This window comes from Marinomonas atlantica (assembly GCF_001639725.1).
In the GTDB taxonomy this organism is placed as follows: domain Bacteria; phylum Pseudomonadota; class Gammaproteobacteria; order Pseudomonadales; family Marinomonadaceae; genus Marinomonas; species Marinomonas atlantica.
In genome coordinates this window covers 37,175-51,085 of sequence record NZ_LTAW01000008.1, presented here as the reverse complement: position 1 = coordinate 51,085, position 13,911 = coordinate 37,175, and the positions used below count along the sequence as shown (strand labels likewise).

Genomic DNA, 13,911 nt, shown 5'->3' with positions numbered 1-13,911 from the left:
ACAGCGAATAAAGATTGAGAGTTGATTATGGCGAATACCGTTTTTTGTAAAAAGTATCAAAAAGAATTAGAGGGTTTAGAGCGTGCACCACTACCCGGCGCTAAAGGGCAAGACGTGCTTGAAAATGTCTCTAAGCAAGCATGGCTTGAGTGGCAATCATTACAAACAATGATTATCAATGAAAAACACCTTAATTTGATGCAGCCTGATACACGTAAGTACTTGCTGGATCAGATGGATAAGTTCTTCAGTAATGAAGAGACAGACCGACTACAAGGTTACGTTGATCCTGGTGAGATTCAAGAGTTGTAGGATTCCCCGCCTGTTCTAATGCAAGATTGAAAAAGCCACGGCTATTTATATAGTCGTGGCTTTTTAATGTGAGGTAACAGATGTTTTTATTGCGTCACGAAACTAAAAAATAGGACGTCCATAACGGGTTCTGCCCCCGTTTCTTCTTTCAGCGTTTCATTAATCGCAACTTTGGCTTCTTCGCGAGTTTGCTCTCGGGCAATGGCACCAGTGACTTGCTCAGAATTACGAGAACTTAAAAACATCACCAATGAATCACGAATCAATGGCATATTAGCTAAAATCACACCTTCACGGTTGCTGTCGGTACGTAAGCTGATTTTGGTTTTTATGTAATGCAAACGCGAGCCTGAAGCGTTGTAGTTCACAATAAAATCAGGTGTTAGCTCGATATAACTTGGTGTAACAGCCGCAGCTTCGTCCTCAGCAAACGCAGGTGTGGCCAAAAAGCCCAATACGCAAGTTATCGCGATTAATAGGTGCTTTGTTCCTAGCAGCGTGATGTGCTTCATAGTTCCTCTCTCGAATTCACGGCATTACTCGTTATACTACCCTTCAATATGAACAGATGGCAGTGGTTCGTTGCACTTTATGCTTATTTTACTGTCTAGTTTTTCAATGTTCACTGTTATCTATCGATAAAAGGATCTTTCTTATATGTTTACGCTGTTGTCCGCTCGTCGTTTTCACGGTTTGGTCGCATTGGTGTCGTTTGCTTTATTGGGAACGGCGTTTTACATGGAGTACCAAATGGGCTTAGAACCTTGCCCATTATGTATGCTGCAACGCATTGCGTTTTTTATGATTGGTGTGTTTGCGCTGATTTCCGCATTGGGTCATAACGCCTCATGGCAGCGAAAGTTAGCGTGGCCTATTGTGATACTGTCTTTGTTGGGGGCAGGTCTTGCTATACGTCATTTATATCTTCAGAGCTTACCCATGGATGAGCTACCAGCTTGTTTGCCTGGTCTGAGCTATATGTTTGAAGTCTTCCCGTGGCAAGAAATTATGCAAGCCATGATTATGGGAACAGGAGAGTGTGGCGATGTGATGTGGACATTTTTGGGACTGAGTATTCCAGGATGGACGTTGGTTGCGTTTGCCACTATGGCGTTGATAAATTTATGGATTGCTATCAAAGCAAAATAAAATGTCATATATGAAGTTGGTTACACAAACGTAGCAGTTGTTAACAAAAGCCTGTTGCCTGTGTCTTGCAGGGGCTTTGAGATCAGAATATGCTAAAACCTGAAATATGAAGGATCGTAACGGCAGGCTTGGATAAGGCTGTCGAAGCCATCAAAATAAGAACGTAGTTGGGAGGCAAGTCATGTTAGAACGTTGCAGAACTGCGCAAGAGCGATGGGGTGGCGTACATGAGATCATCGATCGTTGGTTGAAAAGTCGTAAGGTCTTGGTTGAGTCTTATGTTGGTCTTCGAAATATCGGTGAGTACACACCAACGGATACGCCAAAAGTCTTGGCGTTTTGTGAACTGCTTGTAGATTATGTGTCAACAGGTCACTTTGAAGTATATGAACAACTAGCGCTTGAAGCGAAAGAATTTCATGATGAGACAGCGTTAGAATGCTTGCATAAAATAATGCCAGAGCTGTCTACGAATACCTCTATCGTCTTAGAGTTTAATGACAAGTTTGACACCAAAGAACATTGTAACAGTCAGTTAGTCGATTTACCTTTTGCCTTACAAACGCTGGGTTTATTAATGGACGAACGATTTGCCTATGAGGATCAACTCATTGAAGAATTGCATGAGGCGCACAGCGAAAGCGCTTAAGCACATTGCGTTAGCAGGTGCTACATTAGCCCTGCTGGGGGCATGTTCAGCAGAAGATCCTGTGACAACCAGTTCTATGGCTGCACAAGGGTTGTATTCTGCTGCACTCAGTGACAATGGCGATGCGTCTTTGATTGGCTCAATTCAGCACGGGGGCAGTTATTGGGAAAACAACCCATCTCAACGAGTTTATAATTGGAACCATGCCGCTGGTGAAGCGACGCCGTTAATCAGTGTAGACATCGACCCGAGTGGCGATTTTGCTGCTACGGGTGGTGCTCGTACGATGGTGTTATGGAATGCAGTGACAGGTCAGTCATTAGGCTTTTGGAATACGCCAGGTGATGTAAAAGCGCTAAAGCTTACGCGTAACGGTGATTATGCGTTAGTGGGTATGGATGATCAAACGGCCCGTTATTTTGATGTCAAAAATGGCGGTATTCGACATACTCTTCGTACAAACGCTGTTGTGCGTTCTGTTGATGTTACACCTGATGGTCGATATGGCGTTACAGGCGATGATCTTTACCAAGTGATTTTGTGGGATCTAACAACCGGTGAAGTTAAACAGCGTTGGACGTTAGACAACAATGTATCGACAGTCAAGCTTTCTAAAGATGGTGCTTATGTATTCGCCGCTGCACAGCTAGGCAATGCTAAAATATGGTCAACATTGACTGGTGCAGAGGTCAGTCAAATAAACACAGGTGCACTGCAGTCACGTAATGTCACTGTTAGCCAAGCGGTATTTTCAAACAACAACCGTAATTTGCTATTGGGGCAACAAAACCGGCGTGTCAACCTAGTTAATGTAATGTCTGGAGAAGTGACACAGTCTTGGGATATGCATTTAAAAGATACATTACGTCCAACGGGAGCCGCAGTTATTGCATTAGCGTTTGGTGCAGGTAATACCTACTACGCTATTGGCAGCAACGGTTATTTGAATGTTTTTCAATGACGCTGACGTTCATTGGGTCTAGCAATAAGGTAAATCATGCAACTTTCTAGTGTTCAGCAGCGTTGGGGGGCGATTGCAGCGTTTCAAGCTCTTGTTTCTGTTGCTGCTGGAGCTTTTGGTGCTCACGGCTTAAAGCAGGTTGTTGCCGAGCAGAGCCTAGCTTGGTGGCATACCGCTAGCCAATATATGATGTACCACAGTTTAGGTGGGATTTTAGCGGTTGTATTGATTACCGTAAGTGCCCGATTTCTATGGTCTGTGAAACTTTTTACGCTTGGTAATCTATTGTTTTCAGGCTCTCTCTTCGTTATGACGCTGACGGATATAAGTGTGCTGGGTGCGATCACACCGGTTGGTGGCGTGCTTTACTTAAGCGGTTGGTTAGTATTGCTTATCGGTTTCTTAAAGCCACATAAGAATGTGGTGAATTAACAGACATTTTTATTCGATTTTAGTACCATACGCGCCTAATTTAGAATTTGAGATTGGCAACTCCATGCAAGACGAACAAAACCCAACAGATACAGAAGTAAAACAACGCAGAATACGCAGTTTTGTTGTACGCGGCGGTCGTATGACAGATGGCCAACAGAAAGCCTATGACGCCAACTGGGAAGTCTATGGTTTGGATGTTGCCAATGGTCGTATTGCTTACGAGGAAGTATTCGGTCGTACATCCGACGTCGTGCTTGAAGTAGGTTTTGGTATGGGTGCATCACTGGTTGAAATGGCCAAAAACGCACCTGAAAAAGATTTTATTGGTATCGAAGTACACCCACCAGGGGTGGCAAAGTTGATGATGCTTGCAGCAGAAGCGGGTGTAAATAACATTCGAGTGTACTGTCACGATGCTATTGAAGTAATGGCAGATTGCTTACCACAAGGCCAAGCCGCGGCTTTCCAGTTATTCTTTCCTGATCCTTGGCACAAAAAGAAACACAACAAACGCCGTATCGTACAGCCATTGTTTGCACAGCAAGTTGCCAATGTGTTGAAAGTAGGTGGTGCTTTTCATATGGCGACAGACTGGGAAGCTTACGCTGAACATATGCTGGAAGTGATGGAAGAGCAAAAGAACTATGAAAACGCAGCCGGTAAAAACCAATATCACCCACGTCCTGAATGGCGTCCATTGACGAAATTTGAGCAACGAGGTGAGCGTTTAGGGCATGGTGTATGGGATTTGATTTATACTAAAATCACTGATTAATGTGTCTAAACTGTTCTATATAAACATTAAAAAACCGACGCTAGCGTCGGTTTTTTAATCAGCTGTAGCAGCATTATTTGATTTCTGCAGACTCACGAGAATTGCCAGCATCCAAATACTCTTGGAATGCTTTTGGTGTGCGGCCACGGCCACTCCACTCTACAGTTTCACCATTCCAATCAATACGGTATTTAGGTTTTACTGTTTTGCCTTTGGTTGGGTTGCTGCGAGCGCCGCTTAATGCTGCGATTTCTTCAAGCGTTAGGCCGCTTGCTTCAATAAGCTTAGCGATGTCGGCCGCTTGGCGAGATTTTTCTTCAACTTCTGCCTGGCGTGCTTGCTCGTCTTCTTGCATTTTAACCAATGCGTTATGGAACCCTTCAATAAGGTTCTCTAATTGTGGAATGGTTAATTCTTTTGCCGCTGCGCGTGCTTTGGCTTTGTTTCCAGCTAGCTCTGCTAATAAACTCATGGTTTCCCCTAATTATCTGAAACGCATTAATCAACGCGAACACAGAACAGAAATCCATCCAAAACTGTGTTTTTCTTTGGTTATGTAAACGGGTAAGCTTAAATCCAACTCACAATACATTTATCATTGCTAATAATAGCATCAAATTGAGTGTTAGTATCAATGCTGACCAACTAGTTTAATAAAAAATTCCTTAATACGCTCACTCTCTTCATTTTTAAGTAAATAATATGACGACACTGATTAATACTTTGTTAACTACTTTAGAAAAAGAATATTCGACGCCACAAAAGACTGTGAAAAATATCATTGCGCTGTTTGAAGATGGTGCAACAGTGCCGTTTATCGCCCGTTACCGAAAAGAGGTTACCGGTGCTATGTCGGATGAGGTATTACGCGAGTTTCATGGGCGATGGCAGTACTTAGTAGAATTAGAAAAACGCCGTGCTGCGATTATAGAGTTATTGAAAGAGTTGCCTGATATTCCTGCATCGGTTTTTAGTGCAGTTGAAAGCGCTGATAGTAAAACCGTGTTAGAAGATATTTACACACCTTTTAAAAAAACACGTAAAACCAAAGCTGACAGTGCCATTGAGCTAGGCTTGCTGTCATTTTCTATTGCATTGTGGCGTGATGGCAAAGCGTCAGTTCAACAGCACTATGAGAAAAATAAGGCGCATTTTAAGCAATCAATTTCGTTAGCCGATGCAGAAAAAGGTGCCTCTGATATTATAATTGAAAAGTTATCTCAGAATATTCATACCCTGCAGAGCGGTAAATTATTTCTTCAGAAAGAAGGCGTATTAGTCAGTAAAGTGATGCGTGGAAAAAAAGAAGTAGGAGAAAAGTTTCGCGACTACTTTGATTACCAAGAAGCGCTTAAAAAATGTCCGCCCCATCGACTGTTGGCGTTATTTCGTGGAAAAAAAGAAAGCATATTAAAGCTATCAATTGAATCTGGAGAGGCATTGCCTTACTCCTTAAATAATACAGTTAATATGATTCCTCTAGGGTTTCCTGATCTGAAAGAGCGAACACCGAGTAAAGAGAAGTTAGCATGGTTAGAAAAATCATGGCATGAAAAAATACAACCTAAACTGGAATCAGACTTACTTTCTGAGTTAAAAGAGTTAGCTGAGGCAGGTGCGATTGAAGTATTTCAAAATAATTTAAAAGATTTACTAATGGCTGCACCAGCCGGAGCAAAACGAACACTCGCATTAGATCCAGGGTTTCGAAATGGTGTGAAGTGGGTTGCGGTTGACGAATATGGTCAGTTATTAGAATACGGTGTGGTGTATCCACATGCACCTCAAAATAAAGCAACCGAAGCACAGTCAAAGCTTGCGCAGATTATTCAAACTCATCAGATCGAATGGCTGGTCATCGGTAACGGCACGGCATCTCGTGAAACACAAGCCTTGGCGGAAGATATGATTCAGCAGAGGTCGTTAAGCTGCCGCTGCGTTATTGTGTCAGAAGCAGGTGCTTCCGTTTATTCGGCATCGCCAGTTGCTATCGACGAATTTCCCGAATTAGATGTCACGATTCGAGGTGCAATTTCTATTGCACGACGTTTCCAAGATCCGCTTGCTGAATTGGTCAAAATTGACCCTCAAGCGATAGGTGTTGGTCAATACCAGCACGATGTAAAAGCCAACCGACTGGGTGATGCATTAAGTGTCGTAGTAGAGGATTGCGTAAACGCAGTAGGTGTGGATTTAAACCTAGCGTCGGTATCATTGCTCACGTATGTATCGGGCTTAACACAACGTATGGCGCAAAATATTGTTGAGTTTCGTGAGCAAGTTGGTGGCTTTAGCAGTCGTATGCAGTTAAAAAAGGTCAAAGGCATAGGCGATAAAGCGTTCGAGCAATGCGCAGGCTTTCTGCGTATTCAAGGAGGCAAGGAGCCTCTCGATGCATCTGCGGTTCACCCAGAATCCTATAGTCTTATAAAGAGCCTTGCTCGTTCCATTAATTTAGAGGTTAACGCTTTGGTTGGTAATCCAGAGGGCATAGCGCATTTACAGGCGGCGCCTGCGGCTGCGGAACAAGGCCAGTATACTTTCCAAGACATTTTGCAAGAACTTGCCAAACCTGGTCGCGACCCTCGTCCTGAGTTTCAGTATGCAAGCTTTGATGAAGCGGTTAACAAGATCGAAGATCTGCAAGAAGGCATGACCCTTGAAGGCGTTGTGACCAATGTTGCAGCATTCGGTGCTTTTGTGGATTTAGGGGTTCACCAAGATGGCCTGATTCATATTTCGCAACTGGCAGATCGCTTCGTCAAAGACCCTCGTGACGAAGTACGAATCGGTGAGGTTGTGAAAGTGGAGGTGATGGAAGTAGACGTAAAGCGTAAACGCATTGCTTTAAAACGTTTAAAATAATCGCAAGCAGTGGGTAAGGCCGCGCCTTACCCACGTAGTTAATCATCGTCGTTAACGACGAACATCAGCGCACCGCGCGCAAGACTGCTGTAACAACTCAACAAAAAGTCGGGTAGCAGGGCCAGTGCGCTCGCCTTTGCCAAAGATCGCATACATGTGGAAATTTCGTTCGCCACCAGATTCTAAGTTCAGTTTCTGTAAGCGACCTGATTCCAAGGCATCGCGCAAATCAGCAAACGGCAGCCAAGCAAAGCCGACGCCTGAAGCAACCACTTCATAAGCAGATTGTACACTGGAGACTGTCCAGCGGCGGTCTGCACCTAGCCATCCTTGGTCAATAGAGCTTTCTTGGCCAGAGTCTCTAATAACGACTTGCAGCTCTTTTTTCAGGCGTTCATTGCTGATCGGCCCTTCTTCTGAGCACAACGCATGTTCAGGCGCTGCGACAGCGATCATTTCGACTTCAACAATGGGGTCGGCCAAATAGCCCTTTGGTACCATGCCACTTAACACTAAATCAGGCGATCCTTGTGAAAGCGTATCCAGAGCACCGCTGAGTACGACTTCTTTTAGCTGAACGAGTGTGCCTTGGCTTTGTGGTTCAAAAGCCTTTAAAGCTCTGAGTAATGCTGGCGTTGGGAAGGCCTCGTCTACCACTAGCTCGATTTCAGGTTCCCATCCTTGCCCCAGGGTGTGAGCCAGTTCTTCTAAATCGATCGCCTCTCTTATTAAATGGCGTGAACGTCTTAATAATACCTCGCCACGCTCGGTTAACTTGGCTTTGCGGCCATCAATGGTAAGCAGCGGATAACCTAACTGTTCTTGAAGTTTAGCAACGGTATAGCTGATTGAAGACTGGCTTTTATGCAATGCTTCAGCAGCTTGTGCAAAGCCACCCTTATCGACAACCGCTTGTAAAACCCGCCATTGTTCTAACGTTACTCTCGGAGCTTTCATAAAAATCATCCACGTATTTCGTATTTACTGTCTTTTATATCGTATTATTCGATCTAAATCGTCAAAAACTTACGCTTTTATATCAGAAAAACTGGTTTTATTATGGGTGCATCAAACGAATTTGAAGCGAAGCTTCAGCACATACACTAGGAGATTACTCATGGCAACATTACTACGAATTGATTCAAGTGCTTCAGGTGATAATTCAAAATCACGCCAACTAGCAGATGCTTTTGTGTCACAGTGGCAAGCACAAAACCCAAACGGCACTGTTGTTGTACGCGACGTTAATGCAAAGCCATTACCACATTTTACCAGCGAAACATTGGGTGCACTATTCACTCCTGAAGAAGAGCGCAGTACAGAGCAGAAAGGCATTGTTGCTATCGGCGATGAATTGATTGAAGAGTTAGAGGCGGCAGATGTGGTTGCCATCAGTGCTCCGATCTATAATTTCAGTATTCCATCTACGCTAAAATCATACTTTGATTACATCGCTCGTGCTGGTCGTACGTTTAAATATACAGAAGAAGGCTCAGTTGGCTTGGTGAATAAAGACGCTTACATCTTCTCAGCAAGTGGTGGCTTCCTAGAAAACACGCCATACGATCATCAACTACCGTACGTTAAGACCTTCCTTAACTTCCTAGGCTTGAATGTTAAAGATGCATTTGTAGCAGGTGGTCAAGCCATGGGGGAAGAGGGCGACAAAGCATTTGCTTCTGCAAAAGGTCGCATTGCCGAGGCTGTTTAGTATCCAGTAAACGCTATCGATATAAATGATAAAGCCTCTGTATGCTGCCATACAGGGGCTTTTTAGTTAGCCTACCACCTCAACATAGTCAAGCTTGGCTTGCAGTGCCTTTTGCAAGGCCAACTTTGCACCCTGTTCGCCATGGACTAAATGAACCTTTGTTGGAGGCTGACGCATTTGAGTAGCGAAGCGTATTAAGTCTTGTTGCCCAGCATGGGCTGAATACCCCCCAATTTGCCAAACCTTTGCTCGAATTGGGTAGCGTTGGCCGTCTAACGTGACATATCCATCGTCTCGATTATGATAGGTGAGTAAGTCTCTTCCTGGTGTCCCTTGAGCTTGATAGCCAACAAATACAATATCGTTGCGCGTGTCGCCTAGCAAAGCTTTAAGGTAATTGACAACACGTCCACCTGCACACATGCCAGACGCGGCAATAACGACAGCAGGGCGCTTTTGTTGTGCTAAGTAGACAACTGTTTGCTCATGCATCTCATGATCATCAATGGTGGTCAGCTGTTCAAAGTTGAGAGGGTGCCTGCCTTGATGTAAGCGTTGTTGAGCTTCTTTGTCCCAATAGGGCTTTAATTCTCGATAGACGTCGGTGAATTGGCTGGCTAATGGTGAGTCGACAATAATATCCAGCTCGCGCCAATGTATGGTCTTTCCTGTCAAAGTGTGGCTCACACATTGCTCGGCATTATCATGGATGATGCTCTCTATTTCGTAGAGTAATTCTTGTGTACGCCCGATGGAAAAAGCCGGAATCAACACCACGCCACCATCAGCGAGTGCGTGCTCCATTGATGCTTGCAGGCGCTGACGACGGTGATGTCGATCTTCATGGTTACGATCACCGTAAGTGCTTTCTAATACTAACTGATCTGCTCGGTACGGCGATTTAGGGGCGGCTAACAGAGGTGCATAAGGAGCACCAAGGTCCCCTGAAAAGACGATGTCCCATGGTTTATCTTGTTGTACACGAACCGTGACGTAGGCCGAGCCTAAAATATGCCCAGCGGGTGATAGCTTAATCTGACAGTGTCCTTTAAATGAGGGCAGCAGTGGTGCTTCATACCAAGTTTCGTAATCAAGTGGCGCAATCTGCGATCTAAGCCTTGTCAGACAGGCGTCAATAATGCTCCGGTTACGAGTGACACCCACTTTCAAAGCATCTTCAATGACCAGAGGCAGTAATTTCGCACTTGGAATGGAGCAAAAAATAGGGCCGTTAAATCCCGCCGCCAATAAATACGGAATACGTCCAACATGGTCTATGTGTACATGAGTGACGATCAGTCCTTGAATACGAGATGCATCAAATTCAATACTGAGAGTATGTGCGTTAGCACCATCATCAGAGGTTTCCGCTCCTTGAAATAATCCGCAATCTACCAACAAGCTGTTATGTTCGTCTAAGGCCAGCTCGTGACAGGACCCTGTCACGCCAGTTTTTGCGCCGTGATGAATAATCTCGTACATACACTGTCCTTATGATGCCAAGAAGTAGGTTTAAAGAACGTGATGCTAGCATAGTTTTTTTAGCGGGCTCTATGATCCAGCGCATGTGCAATAGACAAGATTATGACGCTTACTTGTCAAAAAATTTATGACAAAACGAATTGCGACAATGTTGAACAAAAGGTCTAATACGGCTCAATTAAAAATGACGATTAAATAGTGGGTAAGTGCTCTATGACACAGGATATTGTGATCCTTGCTGCAGGCAAGGGAAGCCGAATGAAATCAGCCTTTTCTAAGGTACTTCATAAAATTGGTGGTGAAGCGATGGTGCGTCGTGTACTAGCCACAGCAACAGGCTTGAGCAATGCCCAGTTACATTTAGTCGTTGGCCATCAGGGTGAACAAGTTGAACAAGCTTGTCAGGATTTTTCTGCCAATATCGTATGGCAAGACAATCCTCAAGGTACGGGCGATGCGTTACGACGAGCAGCGCCGTTCCTGAGTGAAAACGGTACCACACTAACTTTATACGGTGACGTTCCCTTGATTCAGCGCTCTACCCTGGAGCGTATGTTGTCTCTATCTAACAATAACACTCTAGTACTACTGACCATTAAACTGGATAACCCGTTTGGCTACGGGCGTATCGTGCGTAATGCAAAAGGTGCGGTGTCTGCCATTGTCGAGCAAAAAGACGCCTCATCAGAACAACTTTTAATCAACGAAGTAAACACTGGTATTTTGTTGGCACCGAATGCGAAGTTGCAGCATTGGTTAAAGGCACTGACCAACAATAATGCCCAAGGTGAGTATTACTTAACCGATATTATTGCCATGGCGGCAGAGCAAGGTGTTGAAATTGTAACGGTTCACCCAGAGCAAGAGTCAGAAGTCAGTGGTGTCAACGATCGGGTACAGTTAGCAACTTTAGAGCGTGTTTGGCAACTGCAACAAGCAGAGCAATTGATGCGCTCTGGTGCAACCTTAATGGACCCGCAGCGTATCGATATTCGTGGAAAGCTAACCACAGGACAAGACTGTATCATAGATGTGAACTGTGTCTTTGAAGGTGCCGTTACATTAGGCGAAAACGTACAAGTGGGGCCAAACTGTGTGTTGAAAAACTGCACCGTAGCGGATAACACCGCCATTAAAGCCAATACCATGATTGAAGACAGCCAAGTGGGTGCACACTGTGATCTTGGTCCATTCGCGCGTTTGCGTCCAGGATCAGTGCTGTCCAATAAAGCCAAAATAGGCAACTTTGTTGAAACAAAAAAAGCGTTTATCGGTGAAGGCAGCAAAGTAAATCATCTAAGCTACGTCGGTGATACGCACATGGGTGCAGGCGTAAATGTTGGCGCAGGCACCATTACTTGTAACTATGATGGTGTGAACAAATTTCAAACGATCATCGGCGACGGTGTGTTTGTTGGCTCAAACACGTCATTAGTGGCGCCTGTTGAGATTAAAGCTGACGCAACCATTGCCGCTGGCTCTACCATCACCAAAGCGGTAGCAGAAAAACAATTGGCTTTTGCCCGAGCAAAACAAACAAACAAAGATGGTTGGGCGCGTCCGACTAAGCAGGAGAAATAATATGTGTGGTATCGTCGGCGCTATTGCCCAGCGTAATGTTGCGAAAATTCTATTAGAAGGTTTGTCACGCCTGGAATATCGCGGTTATGACTCTTCTGGTGTGGCCATCAATAATGAAGTTGGCGTACGTGCACATCGGGCCGTAGGTAAAGTGCAAGCACTAAAAGATAAGTTTGAAAGCGCACCATTAGATGGCAAGATGGGCATCGCCCACACTCGTTGGGCAACACATGGTAAGCCGACGGAAGAGAATGCTCACCCTCACTTTTCAGGCGAAGATTTGGCCTTGGTGCACAATGGCATCATTGAAAATCATGAAGCCCTACGCCGTAACTTGATTGAGCTGGGCTACGAATTTCGTTCGCAAACAGATACCGAAGTGATTGTTCACTTAATTCACGATGCCCTGAAAACAGAGCCGGATTTACTGCAAGCGGTAAAAAATGCGTTAAAACATCTGCATGGTGCGTTCGCCATTGCCGTGACGCTGAATAATGAAAATGACCGCCTGATTGCAGCCCGAAAAGGTAGTCCATTAGTTGTGGGTGTGGGGATTGAAGAGAACTTTGTTGCATCGGATCAGTTGGCTTTGTTGCATGTGACAGACCAATTCATTTTCCTTGAAGAAGGGGATGTCGTCGAACTAACGCGTGATCAAGTCACGGTTTTCGACGTAAATGATCAAGTACAAGAACGTCCTATTAGTGTGTTTAATCATCACGTAGACGCGTCAGACAAAGGCGAGTTTCGCCACTACATGCTCAAAGAGATCTACGAACAACCGAAAGTGATTGCTGCCTGTTTAGAGGGACGCATTAGCGAAGATCGCGTTTTAACCAGTAGTTTCGGTGCGGACTCGGCGTTTTTGAAGGAAGTGGAAAATATTCACATTGTAGCTTGTGGTACCAGTTATCACGCCGGCATGGTAGCTAAGTACTGGATCGAAGAGCTGGCAAACATTCCGTGTACCGTAGAAGTTGCAAGCGAATACCGCTATCGCAAAGTGGCGGTACCCAAAAAATCGTTGTTCTTAACGTTATCTCAATCTGGTGAAACGGCCGACACCCTGGCCGCGTTGCGAATGGCGAAAGAGTTGGGGTATCTAACCACGTTGGCCATTTGTAATGTGCCATCTTCCACCTTGGTGCGCGAGTCAGAACTCACATTGTTGACGCGTGCCGGAACGGAAATTGGCGTCGCCTCAACCAAGGCGTTTACTACCCAGCTGACTGCGCTCTTGATTACGTCAATTGCCATTGCGGCTGAGAAAGAAGAATTAAGCGATGATAAACAAGCGGCGCTGGTACAAGCTTTGCGCTCGTTGCCTGCTTATGTTGATGCAGCCATTAAGCAGGATAGTGCTATTAAATTAGTATCAGAGCACTTTGCCAATAAGCATAACGCTCTGTTTTTAGGCCGCGGTCCGATGTTTCCGATTGCTCTGGAAGGGGCATTAAAACTGAAAGAAATCAGTTATATCCACGCCGAGGCTTACCCTGCAGGTGAATTGAAGCACGGCCCATTAGCGCTGGTGGATGAGACCATGCCGATCATCACCGTTGCGCCGAATAACCAGATGCTCGACAAGTTGAAATCTAACCTACAAGAAGTGCGCGCTCGTGGTGGAGAACTGTTTGTATTTGGCGCCAAAGAAACAGGCTTCGAACAAGCCGAAGGTATTCATTACAATGAAATCCCATGGGTGGAAGAGGTGCTTGAGCCGATCGTACATACCATCCCGCTGCAACTGCTCTCTTACCATGTAGCCGTCGTAAAAGGGACTGACGTAGACCAGCCGCGAAATTTAGCCAAGAGCGTCACGGTCGAATAATCAAAATGGGAAGCGTTGGCTTCCTATTTTTTTATAGGCTTAACGCTCTTAAAAAGGCCGAAAAAAGAGTTGTTATGAATAAAATATTGCCTTCCCAGCAGTTATTGATGCATTAATGCATCAGGTTTAGTAGGCTTACTTTTTTTTACATATTCTGATA

At 44.8% G+C, this 13,911-nt stretch carries 14 protein-coding genes; 10 read left to right on the top strand and 4 right to left on the bottom strand.

What is annotated here, in order from left to right; all coding sequences use genetic code 11:
• Window positions 1-27: 27 nt before the first annotated feature.
• Complete coding sequence (locus AYW75_RS14680; RefSeq protein WP_067100915.1) at window positions 28-312, top strand: oxidative damage protection protein; 285 nt, start codon at window positions 28-30, stop codon at window positions 310-312.
• An 86-nt stretch (window positions 313-398) separates the two neighbouring features.
• Here the strand turns inward: AYW75_RS14680 and AYW75_RS14675 are convergent, their stop codons facing one another.
• Window positions 399-824 (bottom strand): flagellar basal body-associated FliL family protein, encoded by a 426-nt coding sequence (locus AYW75_RS14675; RefSeq protein ID WP_067100913.1) that lies wholly within the window; start codon window positions 822-824, stop codon window positions 399-401.
• Window positions 825-969: 145 nt separating this feature from the next.
• Here AYW75_RS14675 and AYW75_RS14670 point away from each other — a divergent pair, with 145 nt between their 5' ends.
• From AYW75_RS14670 to trmB, 5 genes are all read left to right on the top strand, one after another.
• Window positions 970-1,461 carry a disulfide bond formation protein B gene (locus tag AYW75_RS14670; protein ID WP_067100910.1) on the top strand — a complete coding sequence of 164 codons (492 nt, stop codon included), beginning with the start codon at window positions 970-972 and terminating at the stop codon, window positions 1,459-1,461.
• A gap of 181 nt (window positions 1,462-1,642) precedes the next feature.
• The gene (locus AYW75_RS14665; protein ID WP_067100907.1) at window positions 1,643-2,110 is read left to right on the top strand and encodes an Rsd/AlgQ family anti-sigma factor; all 468 of its coding nucleotides are present in this window, start codon (window positions 1,643-1,645) and stop codon (window positions 2,108-2,110) included.
• Entirely contained in the window at window positions 2,085-3,071 is a 987-nt protein-coding gene (locus AYW75_RS14660) for a WD40 repeat domain-containing protein (protein WP_067100904.1), read from the top strand. Before AYW75_RS14665 ends, AYW75_RS14660 begins: the two co-directional genes overlap by 26 nt.
• A gap of 36 nt (window positions 3,072-3,107) precedes the next feature.
• On the top strand, window positions 3,108-3,503 hold the full coding sequence (locus AYW75_RS14655) for a DUF423 domain-containing protein (RefSeq protein WP_067100901.1): 396 nt from the start codon (window positions 3,108-3,110) through the stop codon (window positions 3,501-3,503).
• Between the two features lie 64 nt (window positions 3,504-3,567).
• Window positions 3,568-4,281: a tRNA (guanosine(46)-N7)-methyltransferase TrmB gene (trmB, locus tag AYW75_RS14650; protein WP_067100898.1), complete on the top strand. Its 714-nt coding sequence runs from the start codon at window positions 3,568-3,570 to the stop codon at window positions 4,279-4,281.
• A 73-nt stretch (window positions 4,282-4,354) separates the two neighbouring features.
• Here the strand turns inward: trmB and AYW75_RS14645 are convergent, their stop codons facing one another.
• On the bottom strand, window positions 4,355-4,753 hold the full coding sequence (locus AYW75_RS14645; RefSeq protein ID WP_067100896.1) for an H-NS histone family protein: 399 nt from the start codon (window positions 4,751-4,753) through the stop codon (window positions 4,355-4,357).
• Between the two features lie 230 nt (window positions 4,754-4,983).
• Here AYW75_RS14645 and AYW75_RS14640 point away from each other — a divergent pair, with 230 nt between their 5' ends.
• Window positions 4,984-7,146: a helix-hairpin-helix domain-containing protein gene (locus AYW75_RS14640; RefSeq protein WP_067100893.1), complete on the top strand. Its 2,163-nt coding sequence runs from the start codon at window positions 4,984-4,986 to the stop codon at window positions 7,144-7,146.
• Between the two features lie 51 nt (window positions 7,147-7,197).
• Here the strand turns inward: AYW75_RS14640 and AYW75_RS14635 are convergent, their stop codons facing one another.
• Window positions 7,198-8,103 carry a LysR family transcriptional regulator gene (locus AYW75_RS14635; protein WP_067101128.1) on the bottom strand — a complete coding sequence of 302 codons (906 nt, stop codon included), beginning with the start codon at window positions 8,101-8,103 and terminating at the stop codon, window positions 7,198-7,200.
• Window positions 8,104-8,263: 160 nt separating this feature from the next.
• On the opposite strand from AYW75_RS14635, the gene AYW75_RS14630 reads away from it, so the two are divergent.
• On the top strand, window positions 8,264-8,857 hold the full coding sequence (locus AYW75_RS14630; RefSeq protein WP_067100890.1) for an FMN-dependent NADH-azoreductase: 594 nt from the start codon (window positions 8,264-8,266) through the stop codon (window positions 8,855-8,857).
• Between the two features lie 66 nt (window positions 8,858-8,923).
• Here AYW75_RS14630 and AYW75_RS14625 read toward each other — a convergent pair whose 3' ends face one another.
• Entirely contained in the window at window positions 8,924-10,339 is a 1,416-nt protein-coding gene (locus AYW75_RS14625; RefSeq protein WP_067100887.1) for an MBL fold metallo-hydrolase RNA specificity domain-containing protein, read from the bottom strand.
• 213 nt (window positions 10,340-10,552) lie between these two features.
• Between AYW75_RS14625 and glmU the strand changes: the two genes are divergently transcribed.
• Window positions 10,553-11,920, top strand: coding sequence for a bifunctional UDP-N-acetylglucosamine diphosphorylase/glucosamine-1-phosphate N-acetyltransferase GlmU (gene glmU / locus AYW75_RS14620; RefSeq protein WP_067100884.1), 1,368 nt, complete (start codon window positions 10,553-10,555; stop codon window positions 11,918-11,920).
• Between the two features lies 1 nt (window position 11,921).
• On the top strand, window positions 11,922-13,751 hold the full coding sequence (gene glmS, locus AYW75_RS14615) for a glutamine--fructose-6-phosphate transaminase (isomerizing) (protein WP_067100881.1): 1,830 nt from the start codon (window positions 11,922-11,924) through the stop codon (window positions 13,749-13,751).
• Window positions 13,752-13,911: the final 160 nt, after the last annotated feature.